Source organism: Paraburkholderia bryophila, from assembly GCF_003269035.1.
Classification (GTDB): domain Bacteria; phylum Pseudomonadota; class Gammaproteobacteria; order Burkholderiales; family Burkholderiaceae; genus Paraburkholderia; species Paraburkholderia bryophila.
The window spans coordinates 61,918-79,319 of sequence record NZ_QLTK01000033.1; the positions used below are offsets into that span (position 1 = coordinate 61,918).

The 17,402-nt window shown below is 64.5% G+C and carries 11 protein-coding genes; 9 read left to right on the plus strand and 2 right to left on the minus strand.

The window, feature by feature from the left end; all coding sequences use genetic code 11:
- Positions 1–5 precede the first annotated feature (5 nt).
- The 8 genes from BX591_RS30880 (at position 6) to BX591_RS30915 (ending at position 13,397) form a co-directional block, all read left to right on the plus strand.
- On the plus strand, positions 6–1,796 hold the full coding sequence (locus tag BX591_RS30880; protein WP_111935109.1) for a DUF2138 domain-containing protein: 1,791 nt from the start codon (positions 6–8) through the stop codon (positions 1,794–1,796).
- Positions 1,797–2,582 carry a DUF1175 domain-containing protein gene (locus BX591_RS30885; protein ID WP_420849439.1) on the plus strand — a complete coding sequence of 262 codons (786 nt, stop codon included), beginning with the start codon at positions 1,797–1,799 and terminating at the stop codon, positions 2,580–2,582. It begins immediately after the preceding gene.
- Complete coding sequence (locus BX591_RS30890) at positions 2,579–7,390, plus strand: alpha-2-macroglobulin family protein (protein ID WP_111935110.1); 4,812 nt, start codon at positions 2,579–2,581, stop codon at positions 7,388–7,390. Before BX591_RS30885 ends, BX591_RS30890 begins: the two co-directional genes overlap by 4 nt.
- Before the next feature lie 13 nt (positions 7,391–7,403).
- Positions 7,404–9,185 (plus strand): DUF2300 domain-containing protein, encoded by a 1,782-nt coding sequence (locus tag BX591_RS30895; RefSeq protein WP_111935111.1) that lies wholly within the window; start codon positions 7,404–7,406, stop codon positions 9,183–9,185.
- Positions 9,182–10,081 (plus strand): YfaP family protein, encoded by a 900-nt coding sequence (locus BX591_RS30900; RefSeq protein ID WP_111935112.1) that lies wholly within the window; start codon positions 9,182–9,184, stop codon positions 10,079–10,081. The genes BX591_RS30895 and BX591_RS30900 overlap by 4 nt, the downstream gene beginning before the upstream one ends.
- Before the next feature lie 22 nt (positions 10,082–10,103).
- Positions 10,104–10,901 carry a YfaP family protein gene (locus BX591_RS30905; RefSeq protein WP_111935124.1) on the plus strand — a complete coding sequence of 266 codons (798 nt, stop codon included), beginning with the start codon at positions 10,104–10,106 and terminating at the stop codon, positions 10,899–10,901.
- 313 nt (positions 10,902–11,214) lie between these two features.
- A complete protein-coding gene (locus BX591_RS30910) occupies positions 11,215–12,321 on the plus strand; it encodes a YjgN family protein (RefSeq protein WP_111935113.1) in 1,107 nt (368 codons plus the stop codon).
- 26 nt (positions 12,322–12,347) lie between these two features.
- Positions 12,348–13,397 (plus strand): M48 family metallopeptidase, encoded by a 1,050-nt coding sequence (locus BX591_RS30915; protein ID WP_146749838.1) that lies wholly within the window; start codon positions 12,348–12,350, stop codon positions 13,395–13,397.
- Between the two features lie 231 nt (positions 13,398–13,628).
- Here BX591_RS30915 and BX591_RS30920 read toward each other — a convergent pair whose 3' ends face one another.
- The gene (locus BX591_RS30920; RefSeq protein WP_111935115.1) at positions 13,629–14,111 is read right to left on the minus strand and encodes a PRC-barrel domain-containing protein; all 483 of its coding nucleotides are present in this window, start codon (positions 14,109–14,111) and stop codon (positions 13,629–13,631) included.
- 214 nt (positions 14,112–14,325) lie between these two features.
- Between BX591_RS30920 and BX591_RS30925 the strand changes: the two genes are divergently transcribed.
- On the plus strand, positions 14,326–14,586 hold the full coding sequence (locus tag BX591_RS30925) for a hypothetical protein (protein ID WP_111935116.1): 261 nt from the start codon (positions 14,326–14,328) through the stop codon (positions 14,584–14,586).
- 10 nt (positions 14,587–14,596) lie between these two features.
- On the opposite strand, the gene rpoD is transcribed toward BX591_RS30925, so the two are convergent.
- On the minus strand, positions 14,597–16,594 hold the full coding sequence (gene rpoD, locus BX591_RS30930; protein ID WP_111935117.1) for an RNA polymerase sigma factor RpoD: 1,998 nt from the start codon (positions 16,592–16,594) through the stop codon (positions 14,597–14,599).
- Between the last annotated feature and the right edge of the window lie 808 nt (positions 16,595–17,402).

Here is a 17,402-nt window from a genome sequence, read left to right on the forward strand (position 1 = left end):
ATCAGATGAAGATGTCGCGCAAAAAGATTGCAATCCTGGTAGTCGGTCTTCTGATCGTGGCCGGCGTGATCATTCAGGCGGTGTGGCGTCCATTCGGACATCGCAAAGCCACCGGGGCCGAAAATACCGAAGTCGTTCTCGACATTCACCATCCCGATGCGGTGATCGACAGCGAAGCCTTGTCACGCTTGCCGCGCGACATGCTGCGGGTGCCGTTATTGCATGACGTGCTGACGCAAGACTTCGTCGACTATTACGAATCGAATAACACGCGGCTGTCCGCCGAGGGCGCGCTGCGGCGTCTGGCTTTCGAGCATCAACTGGATTGGCGCGACGAACTGATCCGCCGCGTATTCGACGAGCCCGCGCACGTGCTGCTGTGGCGCTCGCCCGACGGCCGGCTCGGCTACTGGATGATGTCGATGCATCGCAACGGGCTCGCCAAGCTGCTGCAGGGCTACGTGAACGTCGCCGCGAGCGACGCGCAACTGAGCCAGGTCGCCAGGCTCTCTGGCGACGTGCCGGTCTACGCGTTGAAACTGGCCGTGGGCCGCACGCTGCTGTTCGCGACCAAAGACGATCGCCTGGTGGTGATGTCCGCGCCGGGCGTGCTGCTCGACCAGAAGGGCGGCGTGCTCGGCGAGCGCGGCGACGCGGTGTCGGAGATGCTGTCGTCGGGTCGCGACGACGCGGCGAGCGCATATCGGCTCGACGCCCCGGGCGAGGCGCCGAAGGGCCACCGGCTGGTGGTGTCGGCGAATTATCTGTCGTTCGGTTATCAGGCATTTTTCTCGGGCATCGACGCGCTGCGTTTCGATTTCTCGCCGAACGGCAATGCGGCCGCGAGCTGGCAAACCGCGGCGTTGATCGAGCCGGGCAAGCTGCCGCAGCAGTGGAACAGCACGGAGTTATGGCGCGCGCTGCCGGCCAATGCGGCGGCGTGCACGAGTTTGCCGGCCGACTGGAAGGAAGCGTCGGGTCTGTTGGGCAAGGTCGCCGACGGCGGCGCGGACAACGCGGCCGCGATCGGCGATCAGCTTGCCGGCCCGGCGGCGGTGTGCTGGTACGCGAAGTCGACGCTGGTGGCGCCGGTGTTCGTCGCGCGCGTGAAGACGCAGGACGCAGCCGGCATTGCCGCGTTGAAGACCGCGCTGGGCAAGACCTTCGGCAACGTGATCGGTGCTTATGAAGCGAAGGCGGCCAAGGCGGACGGCAGCGATTCGGGCTATCTGCGTCTGCCGGTCACCACGCACGATCAGGGCGCCAACGTCACCGTGTGGCAACGCCCGGTGAGCGCGAATGCGGGCACTGCGTTGACGAGCAAGGCCTCGTTCGCGGCGCAATTGTCGGCGGAACGCTATTTCCCGGTGACGCTCGCGCTGGCGCACGGCTATCTGATCTTCTCGCCGGACAGCCGTCTGGTCGACGACACGCTCGCGGTGCTCGACAAGCGCTATCCGGCGCTCGCCGACACGCTCGCGCCGCAGCGTCTGCCGCGCACGATTCTGACGTTGACGCCTTCGTCCGCCGCCGCGCTGATCGAGCGCGAAGCGGGCGCCGCGTTGCCGGCCGATCAGGAGGCGGTATTCCGCAATGCGTCGCGCACGCATCTCGTGCCGAAGCTGCATGCGCTCGCGCATTACCCGCCGGTTTCGCTGAGCCTGCCGCAGAACCTGCCGGGTTCGACGGGCTGGGTGCCGGTCGAATGGTGGTTCGATCGAGCGAAGGGCGGCGCAGGGGCGGACACGAGCGCCACGGATGCGCCGGCGGATCAGCCCGGCACCGAGGGCGATTAAGTGCGCTCACTTCGTGCCGCTGGCGCGGCGTTTTCCAACCACGCGCCTGAATGCGCGGCGCCGCGCTCGCTCGCGGCTCCCGCATCGCTTGCAGCGCCCGCTATAGCGCGGCGCGCGTGGCTCGCGCGCGCGGCATCCGCATTCGTGCTGGCCAGTCTCGCGCCCTATGCGCACGCGCTCAGCAGCACGACCGCCTCGCCCGATCCCGATGCGCTCTCGCCGCAACAGTCCGCCGCATTCCGCGCGTGGTTCGTGCGGATCGTCGATCAACAGATGCGGCGCGGCCCCACGCCGCGCTGGACGCAACGCGATTGTGCGGGCCTCGTGCGCTTTGCGGTCGGCGAGACGCTTAAATCCCACGACACCCGCTGGCTGCGCGCCAACGGCATGACCAGTCTCGCGGACACCGGCAGCCTGCCGCCCGAGCTGCAACTGTCGGCGTCGCAGCGCACGCTCGCGAATCGCTGGACGCAACTCGACGGCTCGACCGGCGCTTACGCGTCGGCGATCGCACTGATTCAACGCAACAGCCGTTTTGTCTCGAAGGACGTCAACCAGGCGCTGCCCGGCGATCTGCTGTTCTTCGACCAGGGCGACGACCAGCATCTGATGATCTGGCTGGATCGCTACATCGCTTATCACACAGGCACCGTCACGCCGACCGATACCGGTCTGCGTGCCGTTGCCGTTTCCGACCTGATGCAATGGAAAGATTCCCGCTGGCAGCCGCTCGACGGCAATCCGAATTTCGTTGGCGTGTTTCGATTGGACTTTTTGACACCATGAAACGAATGAACTCCGTCATGCCATCGAATGGTTGGTTGGGGCGTGCGCGCAGTGGCGTGCGCAGCAGTGCGGCCGTCACGCTGGCCGCACTGCTGGCCGCCCTGACCCTGGCGCTCGCACCGTCCGCTTATGCCGACGACAGCGCGTCCGCGGCCGGTGCCGCCGATAACAACATCGCCGCGAATCCGACCCTGCGTGCCGCGCCGACCAGCAACTTCAGCTCGCAGAAGGTCGACGGCCAGCCGTTCTTCCTGCTCTCGGACGCGAGCTTCGGCAGCGATCAACTGGCGCAGGTGCGGCTGGAAGCGCCCGGCCGCGAATACAAGGACGCGCTGCAGGCGTATGGCGGCGCGGACATCGTCGTGTATCGCGTGGCCAAGCCGCTGGATTTTCTGAAGACGCAAAAGAACCTGCATCGGCTGAACGTCGCGCCGAATTACCAGGGCGAAGGACTCGCGAATACGCTCGCGTATCTGTGGGACCGCTGGTTCACCGAAGCGCGCCGCGCGTGGCAGCGGGTGTTGTCGTTCGCGACGCGCAGCAAGGCGACCGAAGCGGCGCCGCAATTCAAGCTCGGCGAGCAGACCGGCAAGACGACGCAGTTCGAGCCGAACGCGCAATTCGCGCCGCTGAAGGGCTATGACATCGTCGCGCGCTTCCGCTATCCGATCTGGGACGCGAAAGTGATCGAGCCGCCCAAAGGCGTGAATCTGGAAGGCAGTAGCAGCAACTTTATCGAAGCCAGCTCGGGCAACGTGATGATTCCGGTCGGCAAGTTGCCGCCGGGGCTGTATATCGTCGAGGCCGTGATCGGCAACTATCGCGCACATACGCTGCTGTTCGTATCGGACACCGTGGCGGTCGTCAAAGCGGCGTCGAGCGGCATGCTGGTGTGGACCACGCGGCGCGACAACGGCAAGCCCGTCGCGAACACGGACGTGAGCTGGACCGACGGCGTGGGCGTATTGCAAAGCGGCACGACCGGCAACGACGGCGCGCTGATGCTGCAACACGTGAGCCCCGAGCGCAGTTACGTGCTCGGCGCCGATCCGCAGGGCGGCGTGTTCGTCTCCGAGAATTTCTACTACGACAGCGAGATCTACAACACGAAGATCTACGCCGTCACCGACCGGCCGATGTATCGGCCCGGCGATCCGGTGCATGTGAAATTTATCGGCCGTACGTTCCAGAACGCGACGCAATCCACCGCGCCCGCCGAAGCCGACATCAAGCTCGACGTGCTCGATCCGAACGGCGCGCCGGTGGCGACCAGCAAGGTGCATTTTGCGTCGGATACCGGCGCGGACACCGCCTTCACGCTGCCCGCCGACGCCACCGCCGGCGGCTACACGCTGCGCTTCGATTACAACGGCGACGTGTACGGCAGCGCGTTCCGTGTCGCTGAATACGTGAAGCCCCATTTCGACGTGAACCTGTCGATGGACAAGGCCGACTACGCGACCGGCGAACCGTTGAAGGGCAAGATCCAGTTGCGCTATCCGGACGGCAAGCCGGTGCGCGACAGCAAGATCTCGGTCACGTTGCGCGCGCAGAAAGTCACGATCGTCGACGGCGAATTGCGTTACGCGGGCCTCTTTCCGGTCAAGCTCGAACAGCAGGAGCTGAAGACGGATAGCGACGGCAACGCGAGTCTCACGCTGCCGGCCGCGAAGGAACCGAGCCGTTACGCGTTGACGCTGTTCGCGCAGGACGGTGCGGCCTACAAGGTGCGCGTCACGCGCGAAGTGCTGATCGCGCGCGGCGCGACGCCGTATCGGTTGACGACCGCGAAGTCGTTCTCGCAGCCCAAGGACGCGGTCAACTTCGACCTCCAGGCGCTCGGTGCGCTCGACCCCGCCTCGCATGCGCCGGCTAAATGGGAATGGACGCGCCTCGAATCGCAGACGCACGGCGAAGGCGCGCTGAAGGGCAGCGCCACGGGCGGCACGCTGTCGTTCCCGGTGCAGTTCGACGAACCCGGCTCGTACATGCTGTCGGTCAAGGACGACCAGGGCAACCTGCTCGCCGCTGCCAGCCATTGGGTCGCGGGCGACGGTTTGAAAGCGATACCGGGCAGTGTGGAAATCGTGTTCGATCGCGATCGCTACAAGATCGGCGACACCGCCGAGGCGCTCATCACCTTCCCGATGCCGGTCGACGACGCCTTGCTGACGCTCGAACGCGACAACGTCGAGCATCGCGCGCTGCTGTCGGCGGGCGGCGACTGGTTGCAACTGCAACGTGTCGCGCCGTCGCAATGGAAGGCGCGCATCAAGGTCGGCGCAGAGTTCGCGCCCAACATGACGTTCTCGGTGCTGTACGTGCATGCCGGCGAATATGTGTTCCAGAACGCGGGCATCGTCGTCGCGCAGCCGCAGATCGAGCTGAATGTGAAAAGCGACAAACCGGTGTACGGCCCGGGCGACACGGTCACGCTGAACTTCGACAGCACGTTGAACGGCAAGCCGGAAGCGGCGAACCTGACGGTCAGCGTGGTCGACGAAATGGTCTACGTGCTGCAGCCGGAAATCGCGCCGAACATCGTCGACTTTTTCTATCACCCGCGCCGCAATAACGTGCGGACCTCGTCGAGCCTGTCGTTCATTACGTACGACCTCGCGCGCTCGCCCATGAAAGGCGCGCCGGGCGGCCCGCAACGCGCGAACTACAACGAGCGCGGCGTGAAGGTGCTCGAACGGCCGCGTCGCGACGATCAGGACACGGCCGCGTGGGAAGGCAACCTGAAAACCGACGCGAATGGTCACGCCACGATGACCTTCAAGATGCCGGACTCGCTCGCGCGCTGGCGCATTACGGTGCGCGCGGCGGCGCCGGACGGCATGGTCGGTCAGCGCACCACGTACGTGCGTTCGGACAAGGCGCTGTATCTGAAGTGGAGCGGGCCGTCGCATTTCCGCCTGAACGATCAGCCGACCGTCGACATGATCGCCTTCAACCAGACCGACGCCGACATGGACGCGCAGTGGCTGGTGGACGGCGGCGGGCTCTCGCTGAACCAGAAGGTCACGCTCAAACGCGGCGCGAACTATCTGCGCTTGCCGAGCGGCGCGCTGAAGGCCGGCGTGATCAACGCGACGTTGCGCCGTGACGGCAAGGACGTGGACCGCTTGCAGACCACGATTCATCTCGACGCGAGCGGCTGGCTCGATCTGCATCAGAACACGATCGTGCTGGACGGTTCGAACAAGCCGCTCAATCTGCCGCAAGACGCGCAAGACGTTAGCGTGCGCTTTATCGGCAGCGCGGCGAGCCAGTTCATGCGCGTCGCCGACGACCTGATCAACTACCCGTACGGATGCGCCGAACAGACGTCGAGCCGGTTGATTCCGCTGGCACTCGCGCACGATGCGATCGGCCGCGGCGACAACGCGAGTTCGACGCAAGGGCTCGAGGCGCTGCTGCGCAATCAGCGGCAGCGTCTGGCGATGCTGGCGGGTGTCGGCGGCACGTTCGGCTGGTGGGGAGACACCACCGGCGGCAGCGCGCTGATCACCGCCTACGCGTATTACGCGGACTGGCTGGCGAGCCGCAGCCTCGGCATCAGCCTGCCCGCCGACAACTGGCAGCACGCGATGGACGTGTATCGCGATGCAGGCGCCAAGGAACCGCTGTTGCATCGCGCGCTGGCGTTGTGGTTCATGCAGCAGATGGGCTTGCCGGTCGCGACGCCGGTCTCGGGCGTGGCGTCGGATCTGTTGAGCGATGCAGCGGCGAGCGCCAGTGCGCCGGCTACGGCAGACAAAGGTCCGGTGTATGGCGCGTCCGACAGCATCGTGTTCGCGCAAGCCGATTCGCCGCGCGGCAAGCAGATGGCGATGCTGCTGATCGCCTCGATGGCGCGCGGCACGAACGCGCAACTGCCGGATGGTTTCGACGCCGCCGCGAACGCCGCGCGTACCGCGTTGACGAACGATCAGACGCCGCTGGTGCAGAGCCTGCTGGTGATGACCGGTGGCGATAGCGGCGCGACGGTGGATACGTCGGCCTTGCTGGCGAAAAGCAGCGCCGATTACCCGACCCTCGACCGTGCCCTGACGTTGTTGTGGCTGCGCAAGGGCCTCGGCGGCGATGCGCCGGTGGGCACGCTGCCGTCGCTGCAAGGCGCGGGCTGGACGCGCGCCACGACGCCGACCGGCACGCCGCTGTGGAAGTGGAGCGGCGCGAGCGCGCCGACCACGCTCGACGCCGGCGCGGCGCGGACCGACGTCAACGCGCTGGTCTCGTTCCGCAGCCACACCAGCGAGGACAGCCGTCTGAACATCACGATCGAACGTCGTTTCTACAAGCTCGAACCGCTTGAGGTGAAGGCCGATCCCAAGAAAGGCGAAAGCGCCGAGAGCCAGTTGGGACGCGCAACCTTCACCGCGAAGCGCGTCAAGTCGGGCGACGCGATCGACAGCAACGCGCTGTACGTCGACGAAGTCACACTCACGCCGCGCTCGGGCAATGCCTACCACTATGGTTTACTGGACGTGCCGCTGCCGCCGGGTGGCGACGTCGAAGCAACGAGCTGGGGCGTATCGATCGACGGTTTGCCTGGCGAGAAGGATGGCGTGAGCGGTCCGCAGCCGTTCGCGCGCGCCGCGTCGTACGAGATGGGCGAACTGGCGTATCACCAGCCGGTGCCGCTGCTCGACCGGCCGGTCACGTTGCGGCAACTGGTGCGCTTCGCGTTGCCGGGCACCTTCGCGTTGCCGCCCGCGCGTTACTTCCGCATGTATCAGCCGGACGCGAAGGCGTTCGAAGGCGGCAAGAGCGATCGCGTGAATACGCTGCGCATCGAGTAAGCGAGTGAGCGTCATGGTCCGCACGCTTCGGCATACCTGTCATCGTCTCGCGACTGCGCTGCGGGTCGCGCTCGTCGTTGGCGCGGGTTGCGGGATTGGCGGCGCGGTGGCGGTGGCGGCTGTGCCGGCGCCGGCCGCTGCGCCGGCGGCGACGTCGCAAGCGCCGTTGCTGCGCTTCGCCTGGTTGCGCGACGGCCAAAGCCAGTTCTGGCAGGTCAGCACCGACGGCCCGGCAACCGGTCTTGCGCCGCAAGCCGCGCAAGCACTGCCGGCCACGCTGGAAACGCCCCTCGGCAGCGTGTGGAAGCTGTTCGTCTACGCGTATCTGGTCGACCGCAATATCGCCACACCGGATTACACCTGCAGCGGTGGCGATCGCGAGGAAGTGTATTGCTGCATGACGGGCGGTCATATCGACCGTGAACATGCGCTGGTGCAATCGTGCGGACTGTTCTTCGAGCCCGCGCGCCTGCAACTCGATTCCGCCGACTGGCGCAAATATTGGAGCGCCGCTCACGCGCCCGCGTGGCTGCGCGATCTTCACGCGATGACGCCGGCTCGCCGCGTGCCGGTGAGCGAGCTGCTCGCCGCGTTGCAAGCGGTCCCCGCACGGCCGCGCGAGGCGGCGTCGAGCACGTTGGTGTCGGTGCTGACCAGCGGACGCGGCGAAGGCACGGTGTCGCTCTACGGCAGTGTGCTGCGCGCCAAAACCTGGACGATGCCGGATCCCGCGCGGCCGGGTGCGTCGATCGGCGGGGTGGCGGGCTGGCTCGCCGACGGCACGCCGGTGTGGCTCGGCGGCCAGGGTGGCAGTCCGCGCGTGCTCGCGGCCGCCGCGCCGCGCATCGCGCCGCTGCTGACGCAAGTCACCATTCCCGACGACGGCGCGTGCGTGCTGGTCGATTTTTTCAGCCGTTATCCGATTCGCGAAGTGCTCGGCGATACCGGCCCGGCCATGGCGCCGGACGGGCCGCTGCGCGGCGATTTCCGCGTCGGTTTCGTCAACGGTAATTGGGCGCGGGTGACGAGCCGCGGCGAGCTGCGGCTCGATCGCGACGCCGGCGGCGCGCCGCAAATAGTCGGCCGTTTCGGCATGAACGACTATGTGGCGCGCGTGGTCGAGCGGGAAGGCGACACGAGCCAGCCGGAAGCGGCCAAGGCGCTGGCGGTGGCGGCGCGTACCTACGCCGTGCAGCACGGCAATCACGATCACGGCTGTTACCGGATCGACGACAGCAGCAGCACGCAGCGCGTTTTGCCGCGAGCGCCGAGCGCCGCCGCGCGGCGCGCCGCGGATCTGACCGACGCGCTGGTGTTGACCGGCGTGCCGGTGCAGTATCACCACGACAAGGCGGCGCCGGGTCAGATGAGCTGGCTGGCCGCGAAGGCGTCCGCGCAGAGCGGCCAGACCTTCGACGCGATCCTCGCCCGCACCTGGCCGCAAGCCACGCTGACGTCGTTCCTGAGCCCGCTGTCGGGCGACTGCGTCGCGGTGGCCGGCGCGCAGGACTGGCTGCGCCGCAACGCGCAACTCTGGGCGCGACGTCTGGACGGCGCGGCCGGTTACGAGACGCCCGATCTGCCGGCCGTGTGCGAAGTGCGCGAAGGGCGGCCGTACGAGGATGCGCAGCGCAATCGCATCTATATCTATCGGCTGCAGACCGAAGAGGACCGCATTGCGCTGACGCATGAATACATTCACCTCGCGTTTCAGCATCATCCGCGTGGCGTCGACGAAGAGTTCGTCGAACGCACCGCGCGCACGCTGATTCGTACCGACAATCCGATCCAATGAACCTGGTTTCACGTTCGCTTTCCTATGTGCGGGGCCAGCCGGTTCCGGCGAGTGGCGCCCGGACGCGCGCTGCCCTGGCACTCGCGGTTTCGTTCGCGTTGAGCTCGGCCGTGCTGCTGGCCGGCACGGTGAGCGAGGCGCAAGCCGCCGACGCCGACGGCGCCATTGCCGATCTGACCGGCGCCTTCGGCGGCTGGCGGCATAGCGGGCTGACGAACGAAGACGAGCATTTCGTCGCGGCGTATCCGCGGCCGCCGGTCGATCGTGGCGCGCAGCGCTATCGCACGCTGATCGAAGGACGTCTGAAGCACATCGACAAGCACGCGCGCAAACCGCCTACGCTGGTCGTCAACGGCAACCCGACGCCGCTCTATACCGACGACGAAGGCGCGTTCGCCCGGCCGTGGGCGTTCGGCGCGGGGTCGAACAGCATCGAGCTGATTTCCGCCGACGGCAAGCAGCATCAGCGCATGCAGTTTTACGAAGCCGACCACAGCAAGCCGCAGGCGAAGTTGCGCGCGATCGTCACGTGGGACGATCCGCATGCCCAGGTCGATCTGCATGTGATTACGCCCGACGGTCTGCACGCGTTCTTCGCCAATCCGACACTCGACGACGGCAGCGGCTTCGACGTCGATTCGGTGGACGGCGCGGGGCCGGGGATTTTTTCGTCGGCGGCGCCGGAGCATGGCACGTGGCTGTTCTTTCTGAATTACTGGGGCAACTTCGATTCGACCGGCTATAACTTCGACGCCGCCGCGCACGATCGCGACGTGATCACGGCGACGCTGACGCTGGTGTTCAACGAAAATACGCCGAACGAACGGCGTGAAACGATGATCGTGCCGCTGCGCAAAATCGGCGACCTGATGCTCGTGAAAAGCGAGCGACTTTGACAGCGGGATGGGAGCGGTGAAGATGACGTCCAGAACGACGCGGTGGATGAAGGCGGCTTGCGGTGTGCTCGTGATGGCCGGCCTGCAGGCGGCGAGCGTGGCGCGCGCGAGCGATATCGATTTCGCCGCGCCGTTGAACGGCTGGCGCAACACCAGCGGCGACACCGAGCGCTATACGCAGGACGTGCATTACCCGGCGGTGTCGGTGCAGACACCGGAAGGCCAGTCGAAGTTCGCACTGATCGAAGGGCAGATTCGCAATACGCCCAAGAAGAAGGGCACCTCGGTCGGCACGCTGGTGGTGAACGGCACGCCGCTGCCGCAGCGGGTGGAGGAGGACGGCAAGTTCTCGCGCCCTTACGCGTTTCCTTCGGGCAGCAACGGCATCGAACTGAGTGCTCCGGACGGCACCCGCAAGCGCGTGCAGTTCTATGACGCATACAGCGGCAAGACCCAACCGAAGCTGCGCGTGCTGCTCGCGTGGGACACCGACGGCACCGACCTCGACTTGCACATCGTATCGCCCGATGGCGTGCATACCTGGTACGGCGACCGCGTGGCGCCGAACGGCGGCTCGCTCGACGTGGACGTGACGACCGGCTATGGGCCGGAGATTTATTCGTCGGCCGCGCCGCTGAAGGGCACCTATCTGGTCTACGTGAATTACTACGGCAACGGCAATAGCGGCGCCGATATCACGGTCGCGCAGATCACCATCATCACCAACGAAAATACGCCGGACGAAAAGAGCGAAACGATTCGTGTGCCGATGCGCAAACCGGGCGAGTTGACGTTGGTGAAAACGTTCGTGCTGCCGTGAGGCGCGTATTGCGAGTTATTTGATGGTTTTAATCCGCCGCCGGTTTTGCCCGGTCGGCGGCGCAATCTTAATGAATATATTAAGCGTTCGCTCAATCTCGAGCCGACTTGGGCCGCGCTGAAAGCCGGTTTAAAAATACACCAAAGCGTGTAATGATCGCGCTCGACGGGTGGCTCTCTTACGCGATCCGTTTTGCATATTTGCATGTTTCTAAGCCGCATCGGCCAGTTCTTACGAGAAAGAGCGCGAGTCCGCTGGATCCGCGCGCACGTGGGTCACAAATACGTCAATAAATCAGAAGGGGGAAGCAAACATGAATTCGCTCGACCAGAAGCAGCCGCTATTGACCTACGACGGCAAGATTGGGGAGTTGTACGGGATTTTCATCAAAAATCTGCTGCTGCAGATCATCACTTTGGGGATTTATCGTTTTTGGGCGACCACCAATACCCGCCGGTATATCTGGTCGAGAATGCAGTTTCAAGGTGAACGGTTTGAATACACCGGGACTGGCGGCGAGTTGTTCAAAGGGTTTCTGCTGGCGATCGCGATTATGATCGGCGCGGTTGTCGGCGCGGGTGTGCTCAGCGCCATTCTGCGCGCCGTGACCGGCAGTGCGTTGCTGGCCGCGTTGCCGCTGATCGCCCTCTACATCCTGATCGCGGTCGTGGCGGCGGGCGCCTATTTCAGTGCGCAGCGTTACCGCCTGAGCCGCACGCAATGGTGCGGGATTCGCGGCGGCATGACGGGTTCGGCGCTGGTCTACGGTGGCTATGTGCTGCTGTATGGCCTGCTGTGCATTGTCACGCTTTGGCAGTTGTTGCCGTGGGTGTCCATGCGCCTCGCCGAGCGCCGCATCAACGCGAGCAGTTTCGGCAGTCAGCCGTTTCATTTTCAGGGTCGTGCCGGCGCACTGTACGGCGCGTTCGTCGGGACGTTCCTTGGCGTGGTTGCGCTGTTTGCCGTGCTCGGCATGATCTTCTTCAAGAGCTTCATGTTGCTGATGCCGTTCGGCCATGCGCCTCTGCGGGCGGGCGACCCCGGCGCGGCCGCGGCGTTCGGCTCAGTGTTTCTGTTCTATGTGCTGTTCATCGTCGGCGCGCTGTTGATTCAGTGCGCCTATCTGGCGCTCGTGACGCGCCATGTGATGGGCAATACCACGCTCGGTTCGCAACTGCGCTTCGGTAGCAGCATGACCGGAAAGCGCCTGCTCGGCCTGGTGCTGGGCAATCTGGCGATCGTCGTTTTCACGCTCGGGTTGGGGCTGCCTATCGTGCTGCATCGCGTGATGCGGGTGGTGGCGGATACGGTTCAGGTGTCCGGCCAGCTCGATCCGCAGACGCTCGGTCAAAGCGACCAGGCGCCCCCGCGTACCGGCGAAGGCATGTTGAACCTGCTCGATCATGGTGGCGCGTTCTGAACGCGGTGGGTGCCGCCGGGGCGCGCTTGCTTGAGACGCGCTATTTCGATGGGCGCAGCGCGGCGGCGTATGGTGCGACGCTGCGTTGGAGCGACGCGTTGTTGTCGGTCGAAGGTGTCGCCGGTGTCGACGGTGTCGCTGGCGAACTGGCGGTTTGGCCGCTTGCGCGGCTCGACGTCGGCGAGCCCGATCCCGACGGTCGAGTCACGTTGTCGTGCAAGGGCGAGCCGGGGCGCGTGACGACCGGCATCGATACTTTGCCGCCCCGGATCGCGGCGCAGGTCGCGACGCCACGCAAGCGGCGTCGACAGTATCTGGGCTGGGCGCTGGTCGGTGTGGCGACGCTGGCGGTGGCATTCGCGCTGGTGACGAAACTGCCGACGGTCGGCGCGGCGCTGATGCCGCGCAGTGCCGAACAGCAGCTCGGCGAGATGGTGGAGACGGTCGTGGTCGGCAAGCATCGCGTGTGCGTCGGCGCCGAAGGGCAGCGCGCACTCGAGCAGCTCGAAGCGCGGCTGGCTCGCGCGGCGGGTATCGCGGAACCGGTGCGGCTGGTGGTGATTGATAGCACAACGGCGAATGCACTGACGTTGCCCGGCGGACGCATGGTGATCATGCGGGGGTTGATTCAGCGAGTCGGCAGTGCCGATCAACTGGCCGGCGTGATGGCGCATGAAACCGGGCATATCGCGCGGCGCGATCCGGTGGTCGCTCTGTTCCGTGGCGCGGGGATCGGTTTGATCAGCGCCACGCTGGGCGTCAACCTCGGTTTCGTGGATGTGTCGTCGCTGGCCGGGCGATTGGTCGGCCTGTCCTACAGCCGCGATATGGAACGCCTCGCCGATGCGAACGGCGTCGCCTATCTGCAAGCGAGCGGCTTGCGCAGCGACGGGCTGGCGGGTTTTTTCACGTTGACGGAAAAGCGCGAGGGTAGTGCGGGCGGGGCGATCGAATTTCTGTCGGATCATCCGCGGACGGCGGATCGTGAGAAGCGCAGCCAGGGATCGCCGCTCGGTGAACGTGCGTTGACGGCGCGGCAGTGGGCGGCTGTTCGGGATGTGTGCGGGAAGCCGTGATGGCGCGTGATTCGTTGCGTTGCGCGATTGCGAGCGCGGTCGTGCAAGTCAATGCGATCAATGCGTTAGGTGAGTCATGCTCAGGTTGTCCACAGGCTTCTGAACAAATTCTGTGGACAAATGGGCCTTGGGCGGCGCGTTGCCTTGTTTTGCTGCGGACCGGGCCGTCAGGCGCGCTCCGATCTCTTGACGATGGCCTGATGGGCGCTTGCGTTGCCAACGCCTGCTTCCTCAGAAATTCGAGTCCGCTTCCCGGTTCTCTCCGACATCTCGCGTAGACGTCCAATACGGCGGACGGTTGTAATACGCATGCACCGTCGCGCCCCATTGCATGTCCGCCATCGACGGCCAGTGGTCCTTATCGAAACCCGGCGAGCTTTTGATCCGCTCGGCGGGGGCGTCGAGCACGAAGCATCTGTCGTCGGTGTCGAGGGTGAGCGCGCTCCACGGTATCGCGTGCAACGTGTCGCCCATGCCGAGAAAACCGCCGCTCGACAGCACTGCGTAGGCGATTCGTCCGCCGCGTACGTCGAGCATGATGGCCGAGATTTTGCCGACGTGTTCACCGTCGGAGGAGATCACCTTGTTGCCGTCGAGTGTCGAGGCGGCCATGACTGCCGGACCGGGGCCGTCGCCGACACCAAGGCCGACGATGGATGCGCCTTGGGTGGCTGTAGCGCTGGTTTTCGGGTTTTGAGGGGTGAGTGAGGTCATGATGGGCTTCCTGTGAAAAGCTTGTACAGGGAGCGCGCAATGAGCGTGCCTGTGGAGGCCGACGCCCGCGGCGCGGCGTTAAATGGCGTTTGCTTCTCTTGCACCGCCATGGGAGCGCAGAAGGGACGCTCAACTCACGCTCTCTCCTCTGGGTGCCGGAGGAGGCGGGGAGTGCGACCCCTCTCATGCTCCGACGATTGCCGAATCCACGGCGATGGGCATATCGATCGCCGATGTCTCGGCGGTCAAATCTTTCGACGGCGGCACGTTGGGTTTCGAGCGACCGGATCAGCCAGAGCAGGATCGCCACGCCTTCTATACGGTTGGACGCTGGGTGGCCGCAGGCTTCACCGTTGGCGTGATGATTTCGTTGCTGGTGCGAGGCGGGGCGTGCTGCGGAGGTGGTGCAGAAGGGACTTGCAGAAGGGACTTGCGGGTGAAACCGCTTGCCGTGCAGGGCGCACGGCAAGCGTAAAACGCCTAGCTTAACGGTCGAGGAACGACTTCAGACGATCCGCGCGGCTTGGGTGCATCAGCTTGCGCATGGCCTTGCTTTCGATCTGACGAATCCGCTCGCGCGTAACGTCGAACTGCTTGCCGACTTCTTCGAGCGTGTGGTCCGACTTCGTGTTGATGCCGTAGCGCATACGCAGCACCTTCGCTTCACGCGGCGACAGCGAGTCGAGCGCGTCGTCGATGGCGGCGCGCAAGTCGGCTTGCATCGCGGCGTCGGCCGGCGACGAAGCCGCCGAATCTTCGATCATGTCGCCGAGCGTGGCGTCGCCGTCGTCGCCGACCGGTGTTTCCATCGACACCGGCTGCTTGGCGATCTTCAGGATGCCGCGCACCTTCTCTTCCGACAGCTCCATGCGTTCGGCCAGCACCGACGGATGCGCTTCCTGACCGGTCTGCTGCAGGATTTCGCGCGAAATGCGGTTGAGCTTGTTGATGGTTTCGATCATGTGAACCGGCACGCGAATCGTGCGAGCCTGGTCGGCGAGCGAACGCGTCACGGCTTGACGAACCCACCACGTGGCGTACGTGGAAAACTTCCAGCCGCGACGGTATTCGAATTTGTCCACCGCCTTCATCAGGCCGATGTTGCCTTCCTGGATCAGGTCGAGGAAGAGCATGCCGCGGTTCACGTACTTCTTCGCGATCGAGATCACGAGACGCAGATTCGCCTCGATCATCTCGCTCTTGGCCTTGCGCATCTTCGATTCGGCCGCAACCATCTGACGGTTGATCTCTTTCAGATGCTTGAGCGGCAGCGAAACCGTGGCTTCGATTTCGATCAGCTTTTGCTGTTCGGACTGAATGGCCGGCAGATTGCGCTCCAGCGCCGCGCCGTACGACGTAGCACCGCGCGCTGCGCGCTCCGTCCAGCCGAGGTCGGCTTCATGGCCGCTGAACGATTCGATGAACTTCTCGCGCGGCATGCCGCTCTTCGCGACGACGATTTGCAGAATGTTGCGTTCGATCGCGCGAACCTGCGCGACCTGATGCTGCACATCGCCGCACAGACGGTCGATGGTGCGTGCCGTGAAGCGGATCTTCGCGAGATGCTGCTGGATCTCTTCGCGGGCGCGCAGATAGGCCTTCGAGCTGACGTCGCCGCGCGTGTGCGAGGCGTTCATCTGGTCGGAGAGCATGCCGACCTGGGCGAAGATTTCGAGGCAATCGCTGGTGAGTTGCTTCAGGCGTGCTTCGTCCGCCGCGGACGAGTCGGCCGGGCCGCCGTCGTCGTCGCCGTCCTCTTCTTCGTCGCTTTCCGTGTCCGTGTCGACGTCTGCTGCGGCCTCGGCGCTCGGCGCTTCTTCTTCGGCGGCGACCGTCTCTTCATTCAGACCGTCGACCATTTCGTCGATGCGCAGTTCGCCGTCCGCGACCTGCTGGGCGCTCGCGAGAATCGCGGAGATTGCCAACGGGCAAGCGGCGATCGCCTGCACCATTTCGTGCAGGCCGTCTTCGATACGCTTGGCGATGGCGATTTCACCGGCGCGGGTCAGCAGCTCGGTGGCACCCATTTCGCGCATGTACATACGCACCGGGTCGGTCGTGCGGCCGAACTCGGAGTCGACGGTCGACAAAGCGACTTCGGTTTCCTCGTCCGCCTGATCGTCCGACACCACGGCCGGGGCATTCGAGTTGAGCAGCAGCGTTTCGGCGTCTGGAGCCTGCTCGTAGACTTGCACGCCCATATCGTTGAACGCGCTGACGATGCTGTCGATTGCCGCCGTCTGCGCGAAGTTGTCGGGCAGATGGTCGTTGATCTGCGCGTGGGTCAGGTAGCCTTGCTCCTTACCCAGCTGGATCAGCGCGCGCATCTGGCGCTGACGTTCTTCTGCCTGTTGCGGCGGCAGTTCGGCCGCCACGGGGATCGCTTTGCCGGCGCCCTTGCCCTTGGCCGTGCGGCCGGAAGGAGCCTTGGGGGTGTAGCTGGCGTTTTCGTGTTGCGAATCTTCGCGATCAAAAGGGTTCACGTATTCTCCTCTAGAGGCTTCGCTATGAGACGCAAGACGCGACCGTCAGGCGTTTCGAGCATGGCTCAACATCACCTGAGTGACTCAACGCGGTTGTTTGGCTGTTGCTCTGGGGAGCAAAAAAGATGAGCCCGCTCGAAGCGGGCCGATAGAAATGTGCGAAATTCGCGCGGCTCGCATTATAGCTGAGCTTGCGCGTTCGCGCTCATTGTGTGCACAAGAAATTGTCATGCACGATGTCAACAGGTCCGTTCGCAGCCCGCCGGTCACACGCGGTGGGGCGTGTTGAGGTCGATGCAGCAAGGTGTGTGCGGATTGGTCGATTACAAGATCCTCACTGTAGAGGAACTTGTTCATCCGCACACGACGCGATCGGTTCCCTCTGCCCCTCTATATAGAGAGAGGATGTTTCTGGCGCCGATTCGTGCTTCGTCAAAAGAAAATTCACGCAAGGGGGTTGACGGCGCGCTACTCATTCTTCATAATCTCATTTCTCTGCTGCAGATGCAGCGACGCAGAACGAAGCGGTGCCGGATAGTTGTGAGGTTAGCAACACGGTGCTGGTCCGGTAGTGAATGCGTATCGATCTTTAAAAATTAACAGCCGATAAGTGTGGGCGCTTGATGCGAGACGCGAGGCGGGTTCTCCGGAATCTGCCGTAAAGCGAAAGTATCAAGTCTCACACAGTAATGAAAGGAAGGTTTGAGTGTCGAAAGACAGTCGAACAATTCGTCAGTACGTTGAGTGAGCGACCGGTTCCTAACGGAACCGAAAAACAGTAACAGGTTTGAACTGAAGAGTTTGATCC

Bases quoted from the DNA above. Each gene is read 5' to 3' on its own strand.
- BX591_RS30925 (WP_111935116.1), top strand. From the start codon at position 14,326: ATGGGCATATCGATCGCCGATGTCTCGGCGGTCAAATCTTTCGACGGC.
- BX591_RS30895 (WP_111935111.1), top strand. From the start codon at position 7,404: ATGGTCCGCACGCTTCGGCATACCTGTCATCGTCTCGCGACTGCGCTG.
- BX591_RS30905 (WP_111935124.1), top strand. From the start codon at position 10,104: ATGACGTCCAGAACGACGCGGTGGATGAAGGCGGCTTGCGGTGTGCTC.
- BX591_RS30900 (WP_111935112.1), top strand. From the start codon at position 9,182: ATGAACCTGGTTTCACGTTCGCTTTCCTATGTGCGGGGCCAGCCGGTT.
- BX591_RS30910 (WP_111935113.1), top strand. From the start codon at position 11,215: ATGAATTCGCTCGACCAGAAGCAGCCGCTATTGACCTACGACGGCAAG.
- BX591_RS30890 (WP_111935110.1), top strand. From the start codon at position 2,579: ATGAAACGAATGAACTCCGTCATGCCATCGAATGGTTGGTTGGGGCGT.
- BX591_RS30880 (WP_111935109.1), top strand. From the start codon at position 6: ATGAAGATGTCGCGCAAAAAGATTGCAATCCTGGTAGTCGGTCTTCTG.
- BX591_RS30920 (WP_111935115.1), bottom strand. From the start codon at position 14,111: ATGACCTCACTCACCCCTCAAAACCCGAAAACCAGCGCTACAGCCACC.